Annotated in this window: 24 protein-coding genes and 1 tRNA gene; 16 read left to right on the top strand and 9 right to left on the bottom strand. The window is 59.0% G+C overall.

Annotated elements, in window-relative coordinates; genetic code table 11:
- Window position 1: 1 nt before the first annotated feature.
- From otnK to LRO94_RS10755, 5 genes are all read left to right on the top strand, one after another.
- The gene (gene otnK / locus LRO94_RS10775; RefSeq protein ID WP_032885516.1) at window positions 2-1,294 is read left to right on the top strand and encodes a 3-oxo-tetronate kinase; all 1,293 of its coding nucleotides are present in this window, start codon (window positions 2-4) and stop codon (window positions 1,292-1,294) included.
- A complete protein-coding gene (gene otnC, locus LRO94_RS10770) occupies window positions 1,291-1,929 on the top strand; it encodes a 3-oxo-tetronate 4-phosphate decarboxylase (RefSeq protein WP_032885517.1) in 639 nt (212 codons plus the stop codon). The genes otnK and otnC overlap by 4 nt, the downstream gene beginning before the upstream one ends.
- Before the next feature lie 131 nt (window positions 1,930-2,060).
- Window positions 2,061-3,521 (top strand): GntT/GntP/DsdX family permease, encoded by a 1,461-nt coding sequence (locus LRO94_RS10765; RefSeq protein WP_032885519.1) that lies wholly within the window; start codon window positions 2,061-2,063, stop codon window positions 3,519-3,521.
- 22 nt (window positions 3,522-3,543) lie between these two features.
- Complete coding sequence (gene otnI / locus LRO94_RS10760; RefSeq protein WP_179179245.1) at window positions 3,544-4,326, top strand: 2-oxo-tetronate isomerase; 783 nt, start codon at window positions 3,544-3,546, stop codon at window positions 4,324-4,326.
- Between the two features lie 65 nt (window positions 4,327-4,391).
- The gene (locus tag LRO94_RS10755; RefSeq protein ID WP_233897000.1) at window positions 4,392-5,462 is read left to right on the top strand and encodes an alpha/beta fold hydrolase; all 1,071 of its coding nucleotides are present in this window, start codon (window positions 4,392-4,394) and stop codon (window positions 5,460-5,462) included.
- Here LRO94_RS10755 and LRO94_RS10750 read toward each other — a convergent pair.
- A complete protein-coding gene (locus LRO94_RS10750) occupies window positions 5,459-6,280 on the bottom strand; it encodes a DeoR/GlpR family DNA-binding transcription regulator (protein WP_179179246.1) in 822 nt (273 codons plus the stop codon). The two genes, LRO94_RS10755 and LRO94_RS10750, sit on opposite strands and share 4 nt — an antisense overlap.
- A gap of 84 nt (window positions 6,281-6,364) precedes the next feature.
- The gene (locus tag LRO94_RS10745; protein ID WP_099603317.1) at window positions 6,365-7,462 is read right to left on the bottom strand and encodes an oxidoreductase; all 1,098 of its coding nucleotides are present in this window, start codon (window positions 7,460-7,462) and stop codon (window positions 6,365-6,367) included.
- Between the two features lie 102 nt (window positions 7,463-7,564).
- On the opposite strand from LRO94_RS10745, the gene LRO94_RS10740 reads away from it, so the two are divergent.
- The 9 genes from LRO94_RS10740 (at window position 7,565) to accC (ending at window position 16,094) form a co-directional block, all read left to right on the top strand.
- Window positions 7,565-8,500, top strand: coding sequence for a LysR family transcriptional regulator (locus LRO94_RS10740; protein ID WP_179179247.1), 936 nt, complete (start codon window positions 7,565-7,567; stop codon window positions 8,498-8,500).
- Window positions 8,497-9,360, top strand: a complete 864-nt coding sequence (locus LRO94_RS10735) for a LysR family transcriptional regulator (protein ID WP_032885533.1) — start codon at window positions 8,497-8,499, stop codon at window positions 9,358-9,360. The genes LRO94_RS10740 and LRO94_RS10735 overlap by 4 nt, the downstream gene beginning before the upstream one ends.
- A gap of 228 nt (window positions 9,361-9,588) precedes the next feature.
- Window positions 9,589-10,014 carry a VOC family protein gene (locus tag LRO94_RS10730; RefSeq protein WP_034105550.1) on the top strand — a complete coding sequence of 142 codons (426 nt, stop codon included), beginning with the start codon at window positions 9,589-9,591 and terminating at the stop codon, window positions 10,012-10,014.
- A gap of 160 nt (window positions 10,015-10,174) precedes the next feature.
- Entirely contained in the window at window positions 10,175-10,954 is a 780-nt protein-coding gene (locus LRO94_RS10725; RefSeq protein WP_179179248.1) for a 5-oxoprolinase subunit B family protein, read from the top strand.
- A complete protein-coding gene (locus tag LRO94_RS10720; protein ID WP_179179249.1) occupies window positions 10,951-11,892 on the top strand; it encodes a 5-oxoprolinase subunit C family protein in 942 nt (313 codons plus the stop codon). Before LRO94_RS10725 ends, LRO94_RS10720 begins: the two co-directional genes overlap by 4 nt.
- The gene (locus LRO94_RS10715) at window positions 11,885-12,655 is read left to right on the top strand and encodes a LamB/YcsF family protein (RefSeq protein ID WP_179179250.1); all 771 of its coding nucleotides are present in this window, start codon (window positions 11,885-11,887) and stop codon (window positions 12,653-12,655) included. Before LRO94_RS10720 ends, LRO94_RS10715 begins: the two co-directional genes overlap by 8 nt.
- Before the next feature lie 240 nt (window positions 12,656-12,895).
- Window positions 12,896-14,242, top strand: coding sequence for an MFS transporter (locus LRO94_RS10710; protein ID WP_032885542.1), 1,347 nt, complete (start codon window positions 12,896-12,898; stop codon window positions 14,240-14,242).
- A 47-nt stretch (window positions 14,243-14,289) separates the two neighbouring features.
- Window positions 14,290-14,712, top strand: a complete 423-nt coding sequence (accB, locus tag LRO94_RS10705; protein ID WP_179179251.1) for an acetyl-CoA carboxylase biotin carboxyl carrier protein — start codon at window positions 14,290-14,292, stop codon at window positions 14,710-14,712.
- Between the two features lie 17 nt (window positions 14,713-14,729).
- Entirely contained in the window at window positions 14,730-16,094 is a 1,365-nt protein-coding gene (gene accC / locus LRO94_RS10700) for an acetyl-CoA carboxylase biotin carboxylase subunit (RefSeq protein WP_179179252.1), read from the top strand.
- Window positions 16,095-16,343: 249 nt separating this feature from the next.
- On the opposite strand, the gene LRO94_RS10695 is transcribed toward accC, so the two are convergent.
- From LRO94_RS10695 to LRO94_RS10675, 5 genes are all read right to left on the bottom strand, one after another.
- Window positions 16,344-16,419: transfer RNA gene (locus tag LRO94_RS10695), tRNA-Gly, on the bottom strand.
- Window positions 16,420-16,479: 60 nt separating this feature from the next.
- The gene (gene pgsA, locus LRO94_RS10690) at window positions 16,480-17,040 is read right to left on the bottom strand and encodes a CDP-diacylglycerol--glycerol-3-phosphate 3-phosphatidyltransferase (RefSeq protein WP_032886611.1); all 561 of its coding nucleotides are present in this window, start codon (window positions 17,038-17,040) and stop codon (window positions 16,480-16,482) included.
- Between the two features lie 32 nt (window positions 17,041-17,072).
- Entirely contained in the window at window positions 17,073-18,896 is a 1,824-nt protein-coding gene (uvrC, locus tag LRO94_RS10685) for an excinuclease ABC subunit UvrC (RefSeq protein ID WP_032886612.1), read from the bottom strand.
- Between the two features lies 1 nt (window position 18,897).
- Window positions 18,898-19,539, bottom strand: a complete 642-nt coding sequence (gene gacA / locus LRO94_RS10680) for a response regulator transcription factor GacA (RefSeq protein ID WP_032886613.1) — start codon at window positions 19,537-19,539, stop codon at window positions 18,898-18,900.
- Window positions 19,540-19,690: 151 nt separating this feature from the next.
- The gene (locus tag LRO94_RS10675; protein ID WP_032886614.1) at window positions 19,691-20,056 is read right to left on the bottom strand and encodes a helix-turn-helix domain-containing protein; all 366 of its coding nucleotides are present in this window, start codon (window positions 20,054-20,056) and stop codon (window positions 19,691-19,693) included.
- A gap of 82 nt (window positions 20,057-20,138) precedes the next feature.
- Here LRO94_RS10675 and LRO94_RS10670 point away from each other — a divergent pair, with 82 nt between their 5' ends.
- The gene (locus tag LRO94_RS10670) at window positions 20,139-20,378 is read left to right on the top strand and encodes a DNA-binding protein (RefSeq protein ID WP_032886615.1); all 240 of its coding nucleotides are present in this window, start codon (window positions 20,139-20,141) and stop codon (window positions 20,376-20,378) included.
- Window positions 20,379-20,413: 35 nt separating this feature from the next.
- On the opposite strand, the gene LRO94_RS10665 is transcribed toward LRO94_RS10670, so the two are convergent.
- Window positions 20,414-20,839 carry a GNAT family N-acetyltransferase gene (locus LRO94_RS10665; RefSeq protein WP_122681482.1) on the bottom strand — a complete coding sequence of 142 codons (426 nt, stop codon included), beginning with the start codon at window positions 20,837-20,839 and terminating at the stop codon, window positions 20,414-20,416.
- Window positions 20,840-21,589, bottom strand: a complete 750-nt coding sequence (locus tag LRO94_RS10660; RefSeq protein WP_179179253.1) for a carbon-nitrogen hydrolase family protein — start codon at window positions 21,587-21,589, stop codon at window positions 20,840-20,842. It lies immediately after the preceding gene.
- 146 nt (window positions 21,590-21,735) lie between these two features.
- Between LRO94_RS10660 and LRO94_RS27865 the strand changes: the two genes are divergently transcribed.
- The gene (locus LRO94_RS27865) at window positions 21,736-21,870 is read left to right on the top strand and encodes a hypothetical protein (RefSeq protein WP_256992687.1); all 135 of its coding nucleotides are present in this window, start codon (window positions 21,736-21,738) and stop codon (window positions 21,868-21,870) included.
- The last annotated feature ends 258 nt before the right edge of the window (window positions 21,871-22,128 follow it).

Raw genomic sequence — 22,128 nt, 5'->3', positions numbered from 1 at the left:
CATGAACCTACCTAGCGCACGCCCGTTGCTGGGCTGCATCGCCGACGACTTCACCGGGGCCACAGACCTGGCCAATATGCTGGTGCGCGGCGGCATGCGTACTGTGCAGAGCATCGGTATCCCCAGCGATGAAGTCGCTGCGACACTGGATGCCGATGCGATCGTGATTGCGCTGAAGTCGCGTACTGTCCCGGCGGCGCAGGCGGTAGCCGACTCCCTGGCCGCCCTTGAATGGCTGCGCGCACAAGGGTGCGAGCAGATTTTCTTCAAGTACTGCTCCACGTTCGACTCGACGGCCGCCGGCAATATCGGCCAGGTCAGCGAGGCCCTGCTCAAGGCGCTGGACAGTGATTTCACCCTGGCCTGCCCGGCGTTTCCGGAAAATGGCCGGACCATTTTCCGCGGTCATTTGTTTGTGCAGGATCAACTGCTCAATGAGTCAGGCATGCAGCACCACCCGCTGACCGCGATGACCGACGCCAACCTGGTCCGCGTACTGCAATCACAAACCACACAAAAGGTTGGCCTGCTGCGCTACGACACCATCGCCCAAGGTGTATCACACGTGCGCGAACGGATTGCAGAGCTGCGCGCCCAAGGCATAGGCATGGCCATCGCGGATGCCCTCAGTGATCAAGACCTGCACACCCTCGGCAGCGCTTGCAGTGATCTGCCGCTGTTAACCGGCGGTTCCGGCCTGGCCTTGGGCCTTCCCGACAACTTCCGCCGGGCCGGCAAACTTCGTGACTTCGATCCAGCCTCCTTACCTACCGTACCCGGTGGCGAGGTGGTGCTGGCAGGGAGCGCGTCGATTGCCACCAACGGCCAAGTCGCCGCGTGGATCGAAGCCGGACGACCGGCGCTGCGCATCGACCCGCTAGCCCTGGCGGCGGGTGAGTCGGTAGTGGCGGATGCCGTGGCGTTTGCCCTGAGCAACCCACACACCGTACTGATCTATGCCACCAGCCCTGCGGATGAACTCAAGGCGGTGCAACAGCAACTGGGCGCCGAGCGCGCAGGCGAATTGGTAGAGAACGCCCTGGGAGAAATTGCCCAAGCCCTACGTCAGGCCGGCGTAAGACGCTTCGTGGTCGCTGGCGGTGAAACCTCTGGCGCCGTAGTCACCGCCCTGGGCGTGCGCCTACTGCAGATTGGCACGCAGATTGACCCTGGTGTTCCCGCGACCCTCAGCAACACTGCCGAACCGCTGGCGCTGGCCCTCAAGTCGGGCAATTTCGGCGGTAGAGACTTTTTCGACAAAGCACTCAAGCAACTGGCAGGAGGTGCGCAATGAGCAACGAAAACGCCTTGCGCGAAGAGATCTGCATCGTAGGTCACAGTCTTTATCAGCGAGGGTACACAGTCGGCAGCGCCGGCAACATCAGCGCGCGCCTGGACGACGGCTGGCTGATCACGCCAACCGATGCGTGTCTGGGCCGCCTTGACCCTGCGTTGATCGCCAAGGTCGACCTTACGGGCAAATGGGTCTCTGGCGACAAACCGTCAAAAACCCTGGCCTTGCATCGCCAGGTTTACGATCGCAACCCTGGCGTCGGTGGTGTGGTGCATACCCATTCCACACATTTGGTGGCCCTGACGCTTGCCGGTGTTTGGCGCCAGGATGACATCCTGCCCCCGCTGACGCCGTACCAGGTGATGAAGGTCGGGCATATCCCGCTGATCAACTATCAACGCCCCGGCGCGCCCGATGTGGCGGACCAGGTCGCGCGCCTCGCCAACAGTGTGCGTGGCGTAATGCTCGAGCGCTTGGGCCCGGTGGTCTGGGAAAGCTCAGTTTCCAAGGCCAGTTACGCCCTCGAAGAACTCGAAGAAACCGCACGCCTGTGGCTGATGAGCAACCCGCGTCCGGCGCCGCTGGATGCTGCAGCGCTGGCCGAGCTTAAAAGCGTTTTCGGCGCGCACTGGTAGGCACCGTTTCCACCCGCAACACCCTTAACAATAAAAACAACAGGACCTTCCAGCATGACCACTATCAAGTTTCGTGTTGATGTTTGCAGCGACAAAAAACCATCCTGCGTTTTCCATGAAGGGCCGCGCTCATGAGCCCGCTTATCCTGATGGCGACCGCAGGCCTAGGCATCGCCTTGCTGCTGTTCCTAGTGCTCAAATACAAATTCCAGCCGTTCGTGGCGCTGATGTTGGTCAGCATTATGGTGGCCTTGGTGGCGGGAGTTAAACCTGCCGATCTGGTCGCCACCATTGAAGGCGGCATGGGCAAGACCCTCGGCCACATTGCGATCATCATTGCCTTGGGCGCGATGATCGGCCGCATCATTGAGTTGTCGGGCGGTGCCGAGGCGCTGGCCAAGACCCTGATTGAACGCTTCGGTAATCGACGCACGCCCCTTGCCTTGACGATTGCCGGTTTCATTATCGGCGTGCCGGTGTTCTTCGAGGTGGGGGTGATCATCCTCATGCCGCTGGCCTACGGTGTGGCTCGTCGCGCTCGCAAGCCGTTGCTGATGTTCGCGTTGCCGATGTGCGCAGCGCTGCTTACGGTGCATGCATTTCTGCCACCGCACCCAGGTGCGGTCGCCGCCGCCAGCCAACTGGGTGCGGACCTGGGCCGGGTGCTGATGTTCGGGCTGCCGCTGACGGCGTTCCTGTGCTACGTCGGCTATCGCGTGGCGGGGCGCATGACGCGCCGCTTCTACCCGATGTCCGATGATATCCGCGCCGAAGTCTACGGCCCGCACGTCACCAACGACGACCTGCGCGCCTGGCAAGACGGCAAAACCCAAGAGGCGCAACAAGGTGCAGAGACCGTCTCGCACATGGGCCTGGAGGAATCTACCAGCAGTATCGTGGCCAAGCTGCCACCCGCCCCTGCGCCGGGTTTCGGCTTGATCGTCAGTTTGATCCTGTTGCCGATCGTGTTGATTTTGCTGGGTACGCTGGCGACGTCACTGCTGCCTGTCGAATCAACCCTGCGCGGCATCATGACCGTGCTCGGTGCGCCCCTGGTGGCGCTGCTGCTCGACACCTTGCTGTGTGCCTGGCTGCTCGGTTCCCGTCGCGGCTGGAGCCGTACCCAGGTCTCCGATGTAATTGGCTCGGCGCTGCCGGGTGTGGCCATGGTGATTTTGATTGCGGGTGCCGGTGGCGTATTCGGCAAGGTACTGGTGGATACCGGCATCGGCGCGGTGGTCTCCGACCTGCTACGTACCACCGGGCTGCCGGTGCTGGCCCTGGGCTTTTTGCTGACCATGTTGCTGCGCGCCGTGCAAGGCTCCACCACCGTGGCGCTGGTAACCACCGCAGGTATCATCAGTCCGTTGATCGCCACGCTTAACCTGACGCCCAACCACATGGCCCTGCTGTGCCTGGCTATGGGCGGTGGCGGGCTGGCAATGTCGCACATCAACGACGCCGGCTACTGGATTTTCACCAAGCTGGCCGGCCTCAACGTGGCAGACGGCCTGCGGACCTGGACGGTGATCACCACCCTCCTCGGCACGCTCGGCTTCCTTATCACCCTGTTGATCTGGCCTTTTGTCTGATCGTTTTTCATCAGGAGTTCACATGCCTCGCTTTGCTGCCAACCTAAGCATGCTTTACCCCGAACACGCTTTTCTGGAGCGCTTCGCAGCGGCTGCGGCCGATGGTTTTGATGCCGTGGAGTATCTGTTCCCCTACGAATACAGCGCCCAGGTACTCAAACAGCACCTGAGCGACAACGGCCTGGGTCAAGCCCTGTTCAACGCGCCGCCCGGCGACTGGGCGGCGGGTGAACGCGGCATCGCCACCCTACCGGGCCGCGAAAGCGAATTTCGCGCTGGCTTCGACCGTGCCCTGGAATACGCCGCCGTGCTAGGCAATACCCGCATCCACGTGATGGCCGGCCTGCTGCCCTCGGAGCAGCACCGTGAGCGCCATCACGCGGTGTACCTCGAGAACCTGGCTTACGCCACCGCCCAAGCACGTCAGGCTGGCGTGACGGTGTTGCTGGAACCGATCAACACTCGCGACATGCCGGGGTTTTTCCTCAACCGACAGGACCAGGCACACGCAATCTGCAAGGAGGTCGGCGCAAGCAATTTGAAGGTGCAGTTTGACTGCTATCACTGCCAGATCGTCGAAGGTGATTTGGCGGTCAAACTGCTTCGCGACATCAATGGCATTGGCCATATTCAGATTGCCGGCGTACCCGACCGACACGAACCGAACCTGGGTGAATTGAACTACCCCTACCTGTTCGAGCTGATTGACGAGTTGGGCTACGACGGCTGGGTCGGTTGCGAATACCGCCCCAAGAGCGATACCTCGGCAGGGCTGCAATGGTTGCGGGACTGGAAAGCGCGCTAAGTGATCAAGCCCCTGCATACCTTGGTGCGCACGGGCTCCTAAAACAAAAACAATAGGAAATACCCATGCACAGATTCAGTCCACGCCCCGCGGTCGGGCTGTTGTTGTCCCTGGCGTTGATCAGTTCCGCCGTCGGCGCCGCGTCGTTACCGGCCGCGACCGAGGGCGATTGGATCGCCACGCAGTTCACCTTTCACACCGGTGAAAAACTCGCCAACCTCAAACTGCACTACATCACCCTCGGCAACCCCAAGAACCCCGCCATTCTCTACCTGCATGGCACCTACCGGCCCGGCAGCGATGTGCTGAGCAAGGATTTTGGCGGCGAACTGTTCGGCCCCGGGCAGCCGCTGGACGCCAGCAAGTACTACATCATCTCCACCGACGGCATCGGCGTGGGCCAGTCCAGCAAACCCTCCGACGGCCTGCGCGCAAAGTTTCCCGAGTACAACTACACCGACCTGGTTCAAGCCCAGTATCGATTGGTTACCGAAGGCCTGGGGATCAAGCACCTGCGGCTGATCATCGGCAACTCCATGGGCGGCATGCAAACCTGGATGTGGGGCCAGACTTGGCCGCAGATGATGGACGCGCTGGTGCCCATGGCGTCCCAACCCACCGAGATGTCATCGCGCAACTGGATGATGCGCCGTTTGCTGGTGGAGTCGATCAAGCAAGACCCGGCCTGGAACAACGGTAACTACAGCGCGCAACCGCCGTCCCTGCGCCTGGCAAACGCGATGTTCAGCGTTGGCACCAGCGGCGGCACCCTCGCCTATCAGGCGGCGGCACCGACCCGAGCGCTGGCCGACAAGTTGGTGGATGAGCGCTTGAATGCCGCGCAAACCGCAGATGCCAATGACTTCATCTACCAATGGCAATCCTCCGCCGACTACAACGCAGCCCTCGGTCTGAACAAGATCCAGGCGCCGGTGCTGGTCATCAACTCGGCGGACGATGAGCGCAACCCTCCGGAAACCGGACGGTTGGAAGCGTCGATGAAAGAGCTCAAGCACGCACGGCTGCTGCTCATCCCCGCCAGTGCCGACACCCGTGGCCATGGCACCACGAGCATGGCGAAGTTTTACAGCAAGGAGCTGGGGCAATTCATGCAAGAGACTGAAAAGGCGCGTTAGGCTGGCTGGGGGTCGGACGGCAACATCAATTCGACCCCTTGCTTGCGAATCCCATCCGCCGCCGCAGGCGCCAATGCGTCATCACTGATGATCACATCGAACTGCTCCAACCCGGCAATTTTGTACATGCTGAACGTGCCGTACTTGGAGCTGCTGGCCACCAGCACCACTTGGGACGCCGATTGCATGGCCACCTGCTTGACCTCCACCTTCAGCGCCGACGGTGTAGTGATGCCGCGTCGCAGGTCCCAGGAGCTGGTCGAGATAAACGCGATATCCGTCACCACCTGACGCAGTGTCGCCACCGCCAGGCCGCCGACACAGGAATGATTGGAATGGTCGAGCTGCCCACCGGTATGAATCACCGTCACGTGGGGTGCATCCATCAACGCCTGAACCACGCCGAAGTCATTGGTCACCACCGTCATGCCACTGAGCAGTTTGATATAGGGCACGATCTCCAGGGTGCTGGTGCCGGCATCCAAATAAATAGTCATGTCCGCCAACAGGAGACGGGCCGCGAGTTTGGCCATCGCTTGCTTCTGCGGCAACTCAACCACGGCCTTGACCTGGTGGCTGGGCTCACTGTGAAGCTGGCTGGCAATGCGCACACCGCCCGTCACCGAATACGCCAGGCCTTCCTGCTCAAGCAACGCGATATCGCGGCGCACCGTCATGTGTGAGCAGTCGAACATCTCCATCAACTGGTGAACACTCAGCACATGCTGTTTGCGCAACTGACGCAAGATCAACTCGCGACGCTGTTCAGGAATCATCGGCGTGCCGCTTTCGGCGGCCACGTCCTTCTGGCTTGGCATTCGGTGCTCCAAAGGCTTGGATCGGGTGGCGGTGATTGGCGTACATAGTAGCGAATCCACCCGCCGATCTGTAACTCACTGCACCTAATTCAGCTCGCTGTCCTTGATGTGGGCAATCGGCGCAAGCAACGACGGATCGAAGGGTTCCGGCGCGCGTCCCTCCAGCAACCGTTGTACAAGGTCCGGATTGGCCAAGGCAGCCTTGCCGACAGCGACAATATCTGCGCCAGCCTGCAGGGTTTGTTCAACGCTGCTCGAGTCCTGCACTCCGCCATTCGCAATCAACGCGACACCAGGCGCATAACGGCGAGCCAGCGTTACCAGGCTTGCCTCGTTACCGCTGAAGGCCGGCTGCCAGGCTTGATGCTCCGTCACATGGATGAAGTCGACCCCAGCGTCAGCCAAGCTGCCGAAGATCGTCTGTGCGTCATGTTCCCCACCCGCCCATTTGTGCTGAAAGTCATTGACCTTGCCCTGGGATATACGCACACCGACCGGCGAGTGCCCGACCACCTTCTTCACCGCTGCAATGACCTCAAGCGTCAGGCTCAAGCGCTGGCGAACATCACCGCCCCATCGATCTTCGCGTTGATTGGAGTAGCCTGTCATGAACTGATCCAGCAAGTAGCCGTTGGCACCATGGATCTCAACGCCGTCAAAGCCCGCGATTCCAACAGCCCGTTTAGCCGCCTGGGCAAACCCCTCAATGGCATCCGCGATAGCTTCATCGCTCATGGCCTGGGGCACTCGATACGCCCCCTCGCCGTAATAGAACTTCATCTGTTCGCCTTTCGGGCGAATGGCCGAAGGGCCAGCAGATTGCTCAACAAAACGGTTCGCCTGGCTCAATGCACCGGCGTGCATGATCTGCGCGATTGCTGCGCTCTCATGGCGATGAATCGCCTCGACTACCTCGCGCCAGGCAAGCGCCTGTTCGCTGTCCGTGATACCGGGCTGGTTCAGGTAGCCCTGGGCATACTGCCGATCGGTGTAGATCCCCTCCGTGATGACCAAGCCAAAACCGCCACGGGCAAAACGCTCGTAGTATCGCGCCATCGCAGGTGTGGCATTGCCGCTCTCGCTCGCACTGACGCGTGTCATGGGAGCAAGCGCCATGCGATTGTTCAGCTTAAGAGCGCCCATATCGAATGGCGTTACAATGCGCGAGTTTAGTGCTGTCATGATTTGCCCTCAATTATTCGCCAGCCACGACGATAAGCCTGGCAATCGCCCATTAGAAGCGCACGCTTGCAATAAGGCGCCTTAACGCAAACGGTTATAACCATGCAGATTCCCGAGATAGAGGTGTTCGCTAACGTCGCCATCAGCAGCAGTTTGTCCGAGGCTGCGCGGCGGCTTGGGCTGTCGGCGATGACCGTCTCACGGCGTCTGGCGGCCCTGGAAAAAGAGCTGGGTGTGCGCCTGGTACACCGCACCACACGCTCCGTCGCACTCACGCCGGAAGGCGAAATGTACCTGCCTTACGCAAAGACCATGCTTGAGGCCAACGAAGCTGCGCAGGCCATGTTGAAAACCAGTGCGGGCAGTGCCAGCGGCACATTGAGGGTCACCGCGCCTAGCGTCTTTGGCCAAACCGTCATCATGCCGCTGCTGCCAGCCCTGCTGGCTGACCACCCAACCCTCAAGGTCGACCTGACGCTATCGGATAGCATCATCGACATCGCCGGGCTCGGCATTGATGTGGCCATTCGCATCGCCACGCTGCGCGACTCGACATTGGTGGCTACCAACCTTGCGCCCAATCCGCGTGTCGTGTGCGCAAGCCCGGCCTACCTGGCGCAATGGGGCACACCGACGGTGCTGGAAGACCTCAATCATCATCGATGCATCGCGTTGCACGGAATGCCCTATTGGCCGTTCACCAAGGGCGAGAACGCCGTGGCCATTCGAGCTCAGGGCGCGTTTTCCGCCAACAGTGTCGAGGCGGTGCGCACTGCAAGCAAACAAGGTCTGGGCCTGGCCATGCTGACCTATTGGGATATCCGCAACGAACTTGCTGAAGGCTCACTCGTAAAGGTGAACCTTGAGGATGTGCTGCCCGAGCAACTGTCGATCACGGCGGTGCTACCGACACGTCAACATGTGCCGCACAGAGTGCGCGTGTTCGTTGAGCACCTGGAAAAAGTACTCAACAATACACACAGCGAACCAGACGACCTTCTGCGCCAACACCCCATCACGAATCCAGGTGCACCATGATCAGAGAGTTGAAGACATTTATATGTGTTACGCAGCGGGGCACGTTCGCAGCGGCTGGCCAGCAGGTTGGGCTGACGCAGTCTGCCGTCAGCGCTCAGATCAAAAGCCTTGAGGACAGCTTGGGCGTCAAATTGTTTGACCGTACCGGACGCTCAGCCACGCTCAATTCAGCAGGCCAACGTGCCATTCCCCTGGCCGAGGAAATCCTGCGGCTTTTCGGTCGAATGGGTGCCGCAGACAGCGGCAATGACTTCCACGGCGCACTGCGAATCGGCGCGATCGGCACGGTTCAGACCGGGATCCTGCCGCAGGCGCTGGTGGCTTTGAAGTCACAGGCGCCTTTCATCGAAACCAACCTTGTGCCGGGTGTGTCGTTGAACCTGCTCAGCCAGGTGGACGCTGGCGAGCTGGACCTGGCCATCATGATCAGACCGCCTTTTTCCCTACCCAAGGATCTGCATGCCGAAGTCATCGCGCGCGAGGCTTTCGTACTGATCACGTCCAAAGATGTAGTGGGCGACGACCCGCTGGCGATTCTGGCGGAACAACCCTTTGTGCGGTATGACCGAGGCTCGTTTGGCGGGCGGCTGGTCACCCAGTTTCTCAAGCAGCAAAAAATCCATGTGCATCAGGCACTGGAGCTGGATGAACTGGATGCCATTGTCAAAATGGTACGCAGTGGGCTCGGCGTTTCGCTGGTACCCAAGGCGGGTCTATGGCTCGAACATGCGGATGATGTCAGGGTGCTGGAGTTGCGCCAGCTCACGTTTTTCAGGGAGATCGTACTGGTCTCAAAGTATCGGCAAAAACATTCACCGCTGTTCAACATCTTCCGGACCTGCGTCCTTGATGCGGTGTGATGTCTTCCGAATTCATATGAGCAATAGAAAATCAACCGCGGCACCGCAAGCTGTTGAGCGTTTGTACGACCTATCGTGGTGCAGCATGAACAACAATGGTGCAAAAGCCTGCGCTACCGATTTACTCATCGAAATAATTCGTGCTCAGGACTCAGAATTTGCGCTTTTCCCCACTGTGTTTCCGGATAAGAATTGATTCAGATCAAAACAAATCAATAGGAAATCACCGTGAGCCTCTCCCCTTTCCATCTGGCAATTCCCGTCTACGATCTGGCCGCCACACGTCACTTCTACGGTGAGGTGTTCGGTCTTTCCGAAGGTCGCTCCAGCGACCAATGGGTAGACTTCGATTTCTACGGCCATCAACTGGTCATCCACGAGCACCCAAAGACAGCGTCGCAGGAGAGCGTCCACAGCAATCCGGTAGACGGCCACGACGTACCGGTTCCGCACTTCGGCATCATCCTGGAGTGGGCGCAATGGGAAGCGCTGGCAGAGCGCTTGAAAGCGCGCGCAACCAAGTTCGTGATCGAACCCTACATCCGCTTCCAGGGCCAAGTCGGCGAGCAGGCCACCATGTTCCTGTTCGACCCATGCGGCAATGCGCTGGAGTTCAAGGCGTTCAAGGATATGAGCCAGCTGTTCGCCAAGTAAGACGTTGTTCAAGCGACCGTCGCCATTAGAGCGACGGCGCACTCTCAAGCCGTGAAGCCTTGCTGTGTTGCGCCGGATACCTGTGAAAGCTCGTGCTTTCTCTGTCTCGCTGCACGCGCGTGGCCGATGCTTAGCCTGCCGCATGAGGATAGAGAACACTATGTCCGACCTCAGTTGCATTTTGGATGAGCCGCCAAGAGCGCCGTTCTCCACCGTGAAATGGCACTTTGAGCCGTGCGGTGATCGCTGCGTAATCCTTATATTTGGCAGCGTATTTTCCATTGACCTCAACCGCCAGGCCGCCTCGGTCGGAAGCCAATTACGCACTCTGGGCGCACACGGTCAACTGCCAGGCGTCACGGATGTTGTCTCTGCGATGGTGACCGTCGGCGTTCATTACTCTCCTGAGTCAATTGCCAGTCTTTTCCCCGGCGTATCGCCTTACGAATCGATCTGCAAACTTGTGACCGAGCGTCTCAAAGACCCGCACAGTGCTGCCGCAACGACAGTCACCCGCCTCGATATTCCCGTGTGCTACGACCCGGAATATGCCCCGGATCTTGAAGACATTGCACAGGCCTGCGGCCTGACCACCAACGAGGTCATCGCCGCTCACTCGGCCGACTGGCTGGATGTGCTGATGGTCGGTTTCGCGCCAGGCCATCCTTACATCGGCATGCACGACAACGCCCTGTCGCTGCCGCGTCGCGCAACACCGCGCACGCTTGTAAAGCAAGGCAGCATCGGCATCGCTAACCGACAAAGTGTGATTTACCCGGCTGATCTCCCCGGCGGCTGGAACCTCATAGGGCGTACACCGCTGCCCATGTTTTCTCCCTTGAGTCAGCCGCCGTGTCTTTTACAGGGCGGCGACCAGATTCGATTTGTACCCATTACCCGCCATGAATTTGATCTGTTGGCTCGGGAGAACACGAAGTGACCATCAAGGTAATCAAACCCGGCATGCTCTCAACCTTCCAGGACACCGGTCGCCATGGGTTCCAGCATTGGGGCGTACCTGTGACCGGCGTGATGGATGAAGATGCGCATGCCCTGTGCAACTTGCTGGTCGGCAACCCTCGCACCTTCAGCACGTTGGAAATGACCCTGCAGGGCCCGACGCTGCATTTTCAGGCCAAAGCCGTGATCGCACTCGCTGGCGCAGACCTTGGCGCCGAGTTGGATGCAATCCCGCTCAAGCCCGGCGTGGCTGCCCTAGTGTCTCCCGGCAGCACCTTGAGTTTCGGCAAACGGCGACAGGGCGCCCGCAGTTACCTCGCGGTAGGGGGCGGCTTTTTGCTGCACCCGCTGATGAACAGCACCAGCACTTACTCCCGGGGCGGGTTCGGCGGGCTGCGCGGCCGCGCACTTCAAGCCGGGGATTTGATCCCCATCTGCTCATCGTTTGCCAACCCGCCACGCCTCAGCCCCCGCTCCCACTTTGGGCTGTACGAAGCGGTTGCCTGCGAACAGATAAGAGTGATCGCCGGACGAGAATGGAAAGACTTTTCCGCCGAGTCCCAAGCGCACTTCTTAAACCATGACTACACCTTGAGCGGTGACTCGGACCGCATGGGCTACCGACTCGATGGCACACCGCTGGCGTTGTCTTCGCCCAAAGAACTGCTATCGGAAAGTGTCACGTTCGGCACCGTCCAGGTGCCCCCTAGCGGCAAGCCGCTGATCTTGATGGCCGACCGACAAACGACTGGCGGATATCCACGTATCGCCCAAGTAGCCAGCGTCGATCTGCCACGGCTCGCACAGTTACTGCCGGGCGATAAGTTGCGATTCTCTCTTATAGATTTGAGCGCCGCCGAAGCCTTGCTGCTCACCCGCGCTCGCACGCTCAAAACGATGGAGGCCTTCAATGCCTGAAATAGATTTCAACAGCGACCTTGGCGAAGGCTTCAGCATTTATCGCGCAGGCGACGATGCAGCGATTCTGCACCACCTTACCTCAGCCAATATCGCCTGCGGGTTTCACGCTGGGGATTCGCGCTCGATGCGCTCAACGGTGGCGCTGGCCGCACAGCTGGGTGTGGCAATCGGCGCCCATCCAGGCTTTGACGACCTGCAAGGTTTCGGTCGCCGGATGATGACGCTGTCCGAGGATGAAGTGTACGAACTCATCGTTTACCAAGTCGGTGCGTTGCTGGGCTTTACCAAAGCGGCCAAGGTCGAACTGCGCCACGTCAAACCCCATGGTGCGCTTTACAACTTCGCCGCGGTGCACCGCCCCACTGCCGATGCGATCTGCCGGGCAGTAAAAGACATTGATCCGAGCCTGATTCTTTTCGGCTTGTCGGGTAGCACCTTGGTCACTGCCGCCCAAGCCTGTGGTTTAACCGTGGCACAGGAAGTGTTTGCCGATCGCAGCTACCAGGAGGACGGCACACTGACGCCCCGCAGCCAGCCTGGCGCAATGATCGAAAACCTCCACGAGGCCATCGATCAAGTCATGAACATGCTGCATTTAGGCGAAGTGCGCACCACCCAAGGGACCTGGGTACCGGTGACGGCACAGACGCTTTGCCTACACGGCGACCAGCCTGGCGCTGCAGCGTTTGCCAGCGCGATCAGGCAAGCCCTGCTCAAAGAAGGCATCACCATTCAAAAACCCGCGCGTGCGCGTACCTGAGTGACACCCACAACGTTTACCCATAATAAAAAGGAAACAGCCATGCCTCGTGAATCAACCCCCTCGTTTTAACTGCCGAGCTTAAAACCTCGTCTGAGAGCTGAATAGTCAATGACGGATGCGTCTGGGCGCCTGCATGCCCGGATGAACTGTGCACTGTCGGTTTTCAGTACGTCACTTTCAAGGCAGGCCCCTCTGCCACTTAACTCTTTTGGCCAATGGCCAGAGTGGAAGGTATTTATGTCTCGTGTTCTCTCTGAAAATACGCACTCGTCGCACCTCGACGTCGAGGCACACGCCACCAGCGGTACAACGCAGTCAGCCGTCATTGCCAAGCGCGCAGCCATGGCCTCGGCCACCGGCACCGCCGTTGAATACTATGAGTTCAGTATCTACGGCTATATGGCGACCATCATCGCACCTCTGTTCTTTCCGGGTGACAACCCTGCCGCTGCACTCCTCGCCACACTGGCGGTGTTCGGCATTGCCTTTGTCATCCGCCCGATCGGCGGCGTGCTGCTCGGTCGCCTTGCCGATCGTATCGGTAGACGTCGAGTGCTGCTCAGCACCGTGATCGGGATGGGCACCGCAACTGCACTCATTGGGGTATTGCCCACCACTGCACAGATCGGACTGGCCGCCCCTATCCTGCTGGTGCTGTTGCGACTGTCCCAAGGTTTCTTCGCCGGTGGCGAAGTGGTAGGCGCCGCGGCGTTTGTAGCGGAATCTTCTCCTAACGGCAGACGCGGGTTCTTCGGTTCATTCACACCGCTGGGGGTTGCCGTGGGTGGCGCAACCGGGGCGATTGTCTGCGGTATCACCACCGGGCTGCTCAGTGCCGAGCAATTGCAGGCATGGGGCTGGCGCATCCCGTTTTTCTTGTCCATCCCGCTGGTTATGTTCTCGTTTTATATGCGGCACAACGTTGAAGAAACGCCGGAATTCAAAGCTTTCCTTGAGAAGGAAAAGCCACCGGTAGCGCCGGTCAAAGAGGTATTCAGCAAAAACCTGCCGGCACTGCTGCGGGTCATCGTATTCGCGTCGGCACAGAATGCGGGTTACTTCATCGGGATGGTGTTCATGAACATCTACCTCACGACCTACCTGCACTTCGACAAATCCAAAGTCTACTGGGTGATTGCAGTGATCAGCCTGTGCATGGCAGCGATGATGCCGTTCTGGGGAGGTTTGTCAGACCGTATCGGTCGTAGGAAGGCGCTGAGTATCGGCTTTCTGGGCTACGCGATTCTGGTGATTCCCATGATGATCCTGATGGACAGCGGCAGCCTCTGGATCGCCGCACTGGCCATGTTCGTCGCGACCCTGCCTATGCCGATCGTTCAATCGGTTGGCTACCCGACTTACGCAGAACAATTCCCGACACGTGTGCGCTACACGGCCATGGCGATCAGCATCAACCTGGGCGCCATCCTGGGCGGCGGCATCACCCCCTACGTGGTCACCTCGATTATCACCAAGACCGGCAATTTACTGGTACCGGGCTATTTCATGGCAGGCGCGGCAGTGTGTGCCTTATTAGCGATTCTCACCTTGCGTGAAACCTCCAAGGGCAACCTCCTTAGATAATTCGACGCCACGTTACGCCCCCAACCCAAGCATAAGGTTGCAGCAGCATGGACATTGAAAAAGTAAAAGAACTGGTCAAGTTGATCGAAGGATCAGGCTTGGTGGAGATTGATTTCAAAGAAGGCAGCAATCGGGTCCGTCTTCGTCGAGACCGTAAACCGGCCGCCGCTCCCCAGGCGGTCGCTCCCTCGCCACTATCCGAGTCGCAGACGGTACAGGTCGAGCCAAAACCCGCCGGCACGTTCATCACGGCGCCGATGGTGGGCGTGTTCTACCGCAAGGCCTCGGCGACTTCGGCAGCGTTTGTTGAGATTGGCCAATCCGTGGCAAAAGGCGATGTGCTGTGCATTGTGGAAGCCATGAAAATGATGAACACGGTGGAGGCAACCTGCAGTGGGGTCATTGAGGCAATCATGGTCGAAGACGGTCAGCCCGTTGAATACGACCAGCCCATGTTCAACATTGTTTGAGCGACGCGGAGGTCAGAATGAGTAAAGTCGCAAAACTGCAAAAAGTAGTCATCGCCAACCGTGGTGAAATTGCTTTGCGTATCGTGCGTGCCTGTAAAGAACTGGACATCAAGACCGTCGCGGTTTACTCGACGGCCGATACCGAATTGATGCACGTGAAACTGGCGGACGAAAGCATCTGCATCGGCCCGCCACTGGCCACGAACTCGTACCTGAAAGTCTCGAACATCATCGCCGCGGCTGAAGTGACCGGCGCTGATGGCATCCACCCGGGCTACGGCTTCCTCGCGGAAAACGCCGATTTCGCCGAACAGGTGGAAAAATCCGGGTTTGCTTTCATTGGCCCGAAAGCCGAAACCATTCGCCTGATGGGCGACAAGGTATCGGCCAAGGACGCCATGATCGCAGCCGGCGTACCAACCGTTCCTGGTTCCGACGGCCCACTGCCTGAAGACGAGGAAACCGCTCTGCGCATTGGTCGCGAAGTCGGTTACCCAGTGATCATCAAGGCCGCCGGTGGCGGTGGTGGTCGCGGCATGCGCGTGGTGCACAAGGAAGAAGACCTGATCGAAGCAGCCAAGCAGACCCGTTCCGAAGCGGGTGCCTGGTTCGGCAACCCGATGGTCTACCTGGAAAAGTACCTGACCAACCCACGTCACGTGGAAGTGCAGGTTCTGTCCGACGGCCAAAGCCACGCTATCCACCTGGGCGACCGCGATTGCTCGCTGCAACGTCGTCACCAGAAGGTCTTGGAAGAAGCGCCGGCACCAGGCCTGGATGAAAAGGCTCGCCAGGAAGTTCTGGCTCGCTGCGTCAAAGCGTGCATCGACATCAACTACCGTGGCGCCGGTACCTTCGAGTTCCTCTACGAAAACGGCCGCTTCTACTTCATCGAGATGAACACTCGTGTGCAGGTAGAGCACCCAGTTTCGGAGATGGTCACCGGTATCGACATCGTCAAGGAGATGCTGAGCATCGCCGCTGGCAACGTGCTGTCCTTCACCCAGGACGACGTGAAGATGCATGGCCACTCCCTGGAGTGCCGCATCAACGCCGAAGACCCGAAAACCTTTATCCCAAGCCCTGGCCTGGTCAAGCATTTCCACGCGCCCGGCGGCAACGGCGTACGTGTGGATTCGCACCTGTACAGCGGCTACAAGGTTCCGTCCAACTACGACTCGCTGATCGGCAAGCTGATCACCTGGGGCGCCACCCGCGACGAGGCCATGGCCCGTATGCGTAACGCCCTGGACGAAATCGTGGTCGACGGCATCAAGACCAACATCCCGCTGCATCGGGACCTGGTTCGTGATGAAGGCTTCTGCGAAGGTGGTGTGAACATTCACTATCTGGAACACAAACTGGCGGATCAGCATGGGTGACGAGCCGTCAAAGTTGCTGAGTTCCTGTTAGAGAGTCAGCACCCAATGCTCCTCCGGTAACCCGAAGAGGCAAGCCAACATACGATTTCCAGGCGCCCCGTAAAAACGCCATAAGACACCACTCAAACGTACGGGATTACTCTGGTTTACAGTGGTTTTGCGCAGAAACGAAAAAAGACGCCGAAGCGTCCATTCCATAAATCACAGGCAAAAAAAAGCCACTCTATTGAGTGGCTTTTTCGTAATGCTTGGAGCGGGAAACGAGACTCGAACTCGCGACCCCGACCTTGGCAAGGTCGTGCTCTACCAACTGAGCTATTCCCGCTTGGTGATGCGCATTCTATAGAATCCTGAGCACCCGTCAACCTCTTGATTCAAAAAAGTTTTATTTCTTTTCAACAGTAGTGCGCAGATGTGGCCAGGCAGCGCGCAGATACTGGAGCATCGACCACAGGGTCAGACCGGCGGCGATAAGCAGCAAGGCGTAGCCCAGCAATACCCAAAAGGAGAAATCCGACGGGTTCGCCAGCAGGATGACCAGCGCGAGCATTTGCGCGGCAGTTTTCCATTTCCCCATGTTGGACACGGCTACGTGGGCGCGGGCGCCAATTTCGGCCATCCATTCGCGCAGAGCCGAGACGACGATCTCACGACCGATGATCACCGCGGCCGGCAGGGTCAGCCACAGATTACCGTGCTCTTGCACCAGCAGGACCAGAGCGACAGCCACCATCAGCTTGTCGGCCACGGGGTCCAGGAACGCGCCAAAAGGCGTGCTCTGCTCCAAGCGGCGGGCCAGGTAGCCGTCAAGCCAGTCGGTGGCAGCCGCAAAGGCGAACACCGAACTGGAGGCCAAGTAGCTCCATTCGTACGGCAGATAGAACAACAAAATGAAAATCGGGATAAGCAAGACGCGTAGAACGGTGATCAGATTAGGGATATTCATCGGCACAACTGGCTACGAGGTGGAAAGGCATTCTATTCGCTGTGCAGATTCGCATAAATCAGCTCAGCGAGCTTTTTACTGATACCGGGTGCTTTGGCTATCTCGTCAATGCTGGCACGGGACAGCTCCTGCAAGCCACCAAAATGTTTAAGCAAGTCGCGACGTCGCGTCGGGCCGACCCCGGCCACCCCTTCCAGAGTTGAGGTTCGCCGGGTTTTGCCACGGCGGGCGCGGTGGCCGGTAATGGCGAAACGGTGAGCTTCGTCGCGAATCTGTTGAATCAAATGCAGCGCGGGCGAATCGCCCTTCAAAGTGAACTCATGGGCGGCATCATTCAAGTACAACGTCTCGAAACCCGCTTTGCGTGTGGCCCCCTTGGCCACGCCGAGCAGGATCAGGTCAGGTACCGCCAGCTCGTTGAGCACGTCGCGGGCCATGGACAGTTGCCCCTTGCCGCCGTCGACCAGAAGGATATCCGGCAACTTGCCCTCCCCGTCCTTCAACTTACTGAAGCGGCGCGTGAGAGCCTGGTGCATGGCGGCGTAGTCATCGCCGGCGGTCACGCCTTCGATGTTGTAGCGCCGGTAGTCGGACTTGATCGGCCCTTCCGGACCAAACACCACACAGGAGGCTACGGTGGCCTCGCCGCTGGAGTGGCTGATGTCGTAGCACTCCAGGCGCTGTGGTGGCTCGTCCAGATTGAGGACTTCGGCCAGGGCGTCGAAACGTGCGGCCACATGCTGCCGGTTGGCCAGGCGCGCACTCAGGGCCTGCTCGGCATTGGTCACCGCCAATTGCTGCCAACGCGCGCGGGTGCCGCGTACGCGGTGGCTGATGTCCAGCTCGCGGCCACGCAGTTCGTGGATCGCCTCGATCAAGGTGGGGAAGTCTTCGTGCACTACGTTGACGATCAGCTCCGACGGCAGGTCGCGCTCAGGGCTGCTCACGTAGTACTGGCCCAGGAAGGCGGCCATGACTTCGGCCACTTCCTCGTCGATACCGGTCTGCGGGAAGAAGTTCTTGCTGCCGAGCACTCGCCCGCCGCGCACACTGATCAGGTGCACACAAGCGCCGCCCGGGTTGACGAAGGCCGCGATCACGTCAACGTCGCCGGTGCCACCTTCCATGCTTTGTTGGTCCTGGACACGGCGCAGCAAGGAGACCTGGTCGCGTAGCTCCGCAGCCCGCTCAAAATCCAGGGTACTCGCCGCCTGCTCCATGGCTGCCGATAGCTCATCGGTGAGCGCATTGCTGCGTCCTTCTAGGAACATCACCGAATGGCGCACATCCTCGGCGTACTCCGACGGCTCCACCAGGCCCACACAAGGCGCTTTGCAGCGTTTGATCTGATATTGCAGGCAAGGCCGCGTGCGATTCTTGTAGAAACTGTCTTCACACTGGCGCACAAAAAAGGTTTTTTGCAGCAGGCTCAAGCTTTCACGAATTGCCCCAGCGCTGGGATAAGGCCCGAAGTACTTGCCCTTCGCCTTCTTCGCCCCGCGGTGAATGCTCAGGCGCGGGAAATTACCGTCCGATAAAAACACATAGGGGTAGGATTTATCGTCACGCAGCAGAATGTTGTAGGGCGGCCGCCATTCCTTGATCAGGGTTTGCTCAAGCAACAGCGCTTCGGTCTCATTGGCGGTGATGGTGGTTTCGACCTGGGCGATGCGCGCTACCAGGGCGGCAGTTTTCGGCGCGAGACCGCTCTTGCGAAAATAGCTCGCCAGACGATTCTTCAGGTTCTTGGCTTTGCCGACGTAAAGCAGGCGGGCCTCGCTGTCGAACATGCGGTACACGCCAGGGCGGCCACTGCAGGTTGAGAGAAAGGCACTCGGATCAAACGGTGTGGTCATGTCAGGCGCTGGCGTCCACCATGCCGTGGCGCACCGCGAGCAGGGTCAATTCAACATCACTGCTGATGGCGAGCTTCTCGAAAATGCGATAGCGGTAGGTATTAACGGTCTTGGGTGAGAGGCACAGTTTGTCGGAAATCGTCTGCACCTTCTGGCAACCGACGATCATCAAGGCGATCTGGATTTCCCGCTCCGACAGTGCATCAAACGGCGAGTCGCTGACAGGCTGGAAGGACTTGATGGCCAACTGCTGAGCAATCTGCGGGCTGATGTAGCGCTGGCCGGCAAACACCAGGCGAATGGCTTGGACCATTTCCGCCAAGCCTGCCCCTTTAGTGAGGTAACCCGCAGCACCAGCCTGCAGCAGACGTGTCGGGAACGGGTCTTCCTCGCACACAGTCACCACCACGACTTTGATGTCCGGATGGCTGCGCAGCAATTTGGTCGTTGCACCAAGACCGCCGATCCCAGGCATCTTGACGTCCATCAACACCACATCGGGTTTCAACTCCCGGGCCTTAATCAGGGATTCCTCCCCCGACTCGGCCTGGCCGACTACTTGCAGGCCATCGATGTCAGCCAGCATTCGTGTAATGCCTGTACGAACGAGATCATGGTCATCGACTACTAGCACCCTAATCAAGCAGACACCTCGCGAAATGGTCTTATAGGTTGCCGAACACCTTAGCAAAAAACCAAGGCGCAGACCTAGTTGCACGCGTCATATATATGGAGTTTGGTTAAGCGACGGCCACCCGCCGGGAGGCGGATGGCTCAATTTGCTGGGCGAAGCGTCAGGAATCCTGGGGGTTTGGCTTGGCTTTTCCATTCATCGACGATGAATGCTCGGCCAAAGTAGAGGTCAGGCGACGGATCGCAGCCTGGTCTTCCTTGAACATTGCGCGGTAATCCCCGAGTACCTTCTCTTCGATGTGGCTCAGGTTTTCCAATTGAATCGGCGTGGCTGCGCCAGTCAAAACGTACAGCACATCCACACCTCTCGCGGCGACGCGAGACAAGTAGTCCGCTTTAGGTGCACGTCCTCCACTTTCGTATTTACCTTGTGCGTTGGCTTCAACGCCTCCGATTTCACCAAATACTTTTTGCGACAGACCAAGTCGCTCCCTTTCTTGCCTCAAACGCAAACCGATTCCACTCATTTGGATGTATGATCCTGTTTGGCACACCCCAAGAGGTGACACTCTCATCCCTTATTTAAACAAACTTGAACGGTTTTGAACTATGCCCGGAATCCGTACCGCAGCACAAGCCAAGGCCTGGCTGGAACACCAAGGCAAGTCAGTTCAAGCGTTCGCTCGAGAACATGGCGTCGATCCGGCAACCACCTATCAAGTGCTCGCTGGGCGCAAAAAGGGACGGCGTGGGGAGGCCCACAAGGTAGCGGTCCTTTTGGGTATGAAAGAAGGGATTATCCTTTCTGAGGCTGATGGCCAAAACGCCGATCAGGAAGTCAACTCCTGAAGCCAGTATGCGCTTATTAGGATTGAACGCATGGTTTAGCTGCAGACACGCTCCATACGCAAGAAGTAGTCTTCTTCTCCCACGATATTGAATCCCATACGCAGATAGAGTTTTTTGGCCGGATTCGTCTTGAACACGGTCAGGCGCAACAGGCCCAGCACCTGCGCCTTGAGCGTCATCTGCGCCAATACCCAACTCCCGGCGCCGATCCCGCGACAGTCTTCGAGCAGATGCAACTCCCGAATGTAGAGCGCCCGGCTATCACGGCTCAGACTGATAAACCCCAAAACGGTGTCGTCCCGGCAAATCAGCCAGTTTTCCCGACCTGCCCACGCGGTGTCGAAGCCATCGTTGGACCACCACAACCCGTACTGAACGTAATAGCGGGCCATGGCTTGTTGGGTCAGCGTTCGTGCAAAGGGCAGGTCCTGGTCGGTCGCAGCGCGCAGGTGAAAGGCCATTTACAGAGCTATCACTTGGCTGGTCCAACGCTCGGCGTGGCGACTCGCGATCAGCAGCGCATTCCCTACCCCGGGCACAACAGCAAGCAAACTGCCATCGGCGGCCCAGATCGCACTGCGACCCGCGCAGGCCCAGCCACCCGAAGGCCCACCATGGTTCGCCATCAACACCAGCAAGCCATATTCAGCGGCGTAGCCTTGGAGCAGCGCACTGTCAGTTGCGTAGCCGCCTTCACTGATCAGCACACCGGCGGCATAGACAGTGGCGCCCACTTGCGCCGCAGCACGCGGATGACTGGCGTGGGAAAAGTCTGCACACACCGCCAGTGAAATCCGGTCAGCCCCAAATTCAACAACAGCACCGCCCTGCCCTGGGACAAACGCGGCTTCTTCGCCGTCATGCAGATGTTGCTTGGTATAGACCGCCAGGGAGCCGTCCGCGCCCAGCACCAGAGCACCGATCAACACACCCGCCTCTGGCGCCAGTCGGATCGGCATACCCACCACCGCCGTCAGTCGCAGCTCCTGCGCCATTTCACGCAAGGGCGCCAGCACCCGATCCTCTGGCGCAATCGCCAGTTCAGCGGCCAGCGACGGCTCATAGCCCGTCAACGACAACTCGGGGAACACCAGCAATTGCACCCCATGCTCCGCTGCGGCACGCATAAATGCCAGATGGCGTTCGATGTTGGCCGGCACATCGCCCGCAATGGAAATGGATTGAGCAGCAGCAAGGCTGAAGGCAGTCATGGTCGCGTCCAAGCAATCGGTATGTGAGTGTGACCAGCATATCGGCACTCACCCCATAGCCGTAAGTACCTCCACACAATAGAAATTACTGATTGAATCTCCCTGCTTGCCTCTAGTAAGCTCCGACCATCATTTGGAGACACACCATGTTGCAACTCACCCACACTCAGGTTTGCACTGCTGCCAGCGCCCAGCGCTCGGTGTCGGCTACCCGTGTGAACGGTTCGAGCGCACTGGTCAGCTTTTATTTTGGGTATTGGTTTAGCCACTGGCGCGCCTGATACCTGAAATCGGCGCCCACTACTCAAGGGGTCGCCTACCAGAGAAATCTAACCCCCGGTCGGCTCCCCGACCGGGGGTTTTGTTTTTCAGGCCTCCATACACTTTTCAACTTGGTCAAGAACACTTAAAGGAATCACGACATGAACTACGCCACCTATTACCGCTACGACACTTGCACTGCATGGCGATTTAGCAAGCTCCGCTCGGGACAGCCTGCCGCCTCCGATCGGTCACCTATTGGTGGCAAGCCAACACAC

It is taken from the genome of Pseudomonas sivasensis (genome assembly GCF_021391435.1).
GTDB classification, from domain to species: Bacteria; Pseudomonadota; Gammaproteobacteria; order Pseudomonadales; family Pseudomonadaceae; genus Aquipseudomonas; species Aquipseudomonas sivasensis.
Note: the sequence above shows the minus strand (reverse complement) of the source record. Positions and strands in the feature narration are given on the sequence as shown.

Bases quoted from the DNA above. Each gene is read 5' to 3' on its own strand.
- otnK (WP_032885516.1), top strand. From the start codon at position 2: ATGAACCTACCTAGCGCACGCCCGTTGCTGGGCTGCATCGCCGACGAC.
- otnC (WP_032885517.1), top strand. From the start codon at position 1,291: ATGAGCAACGAAAACGCCTTGCGCGAAGAGATCTGCATCGTAGGTCAC.
- LRO94_RS10765 (WP_032885519.1), top strand. From the start codon at position 2,061: ATGAGCCCGCTTATCCTGATGGCGACCGCAGGCCTAGGCATCGCCTTG.
- otnI (WP_179179245.1), top strand. From the start codon at position 3,544: ATGCCTCGCTTTGCTGCCAACCTAAGCATGCTTTACCCCGAACACGCT.
- LRO94_RS10755 (WP_233897000.1), top strand. From the start codon at position 4,392: ATGCACAGATTCAGTCCACGCCCCGCGGTCGGGCTGTTGTTGTCCCTG.
- LRO94_RS10750 (WP_179179246.1), bottom strand. From the start codon at position 6,280: ATGCCAAGCCAGAAGGACGTGGCCGCCGAAAGCGGCACGCCGATGATT.
- LRO94_RS10745 (WP_099603317.1), bottom strand. From the start codon at position 7,462: ATGACAGCACTAAACTCGCGCATTGTAACGCCATTCGATATGGGCGCT.
- LRO94_RS10740 (WP_179179247.1), top strand. From the start codon at position 7,565: ATGCAGATTCCCGAGATAGAGGTGTTCGCTAACGTCGCCATCAGCAGC.
- LRO94_RS10735 (WP_032885533.1), top strand. From the start codon at position 8,497: ATGATCAGAGAGTTGAAGACATTTATATGTGTTACGCAGCGGGGCACG.
- LRO94_RS10725 (WP_179179248.1), top strand. From the start codon at position 10,175: ATGTCCGACCTCAGTTGCATTTTGGATGAGCCGCCAAGAGCGCCGTTC.
- LRO94_RS10715 (WP_179179250.1), top strand. From the start codon at position 11,885: ATGCCTGAAATAGATTTCAACAGCGACCTTGGCGAAGGCTTCAGCATT.
- LRO94_RS10710 (WP_032885542.1), top strand. From the start codon at position 12,896: ATGTCTCGTGTTCTCTCTGAAAATACGCACTCGTCGCACCTCGACGTC.
- accB (WP_179179251.1), top strand. From the start codon at position 14,290: ATGGACATTGAAAAAGTAAAAGAACTGGTCAAGTTGATCGAAGGATCA.
- accC (WP_179179252.1), top strand. From the start codon at position 14,730: ATGAGTAAAGTCGCAAAACTGCAAAAAGTAGTCATCGCCAACCGTGGT.
- pgsA (WP_032886611.1), bottom strand. From the start codon at position 17,040: ATGAATATCCCTAATCTGATCACCGTTCTACGCGTCTTGCTTATCCCG.
- uvrC (WP_032886612.1), bottom strand. From the start codon at position 18,896: ATGACCACACCGTTTGATCCGAGTGCCTTTCTCTCAACCTGCAGTGGC.
- LRO94_RS10675 (WP_032886614.1), bottom strand. From the start codon at position 20,056: ATGAGTGGAATCGGTTTGCGTTTGAGGCAAGAAAGGGAGCGACTTGGT.
- LRO94_RS10670 (WP_032886615.1), top strand. From the start codon at position 20,139: ATGCCCGGAATCCGTACCGCAGCACAAGCCAAGGCCTGGCTGGAACAC.
- LRO94_RS10665 (WP_122681482.1), bottom strand. From the start codon at position 20,839: ATGGCCTTTCACCTGCGCGCTGCGACCGACCAGGACCTGCCCTTTGCA.
- LRO94_RS10660 (WP_179179253.1), bottom strand. From the start codon at position 21,589: ATGACTGCCTTCAGCCTTGCTGCTGCTCAATCCATTTCCATTGCGGGC.
- LRO94_RS27865 (WP_256992687.1), top strand. From the start codon at position 21,736: ATGTTGCAACTCACCCACACTCAGGTTTGCACTGCTGCCAGCGCCCAG.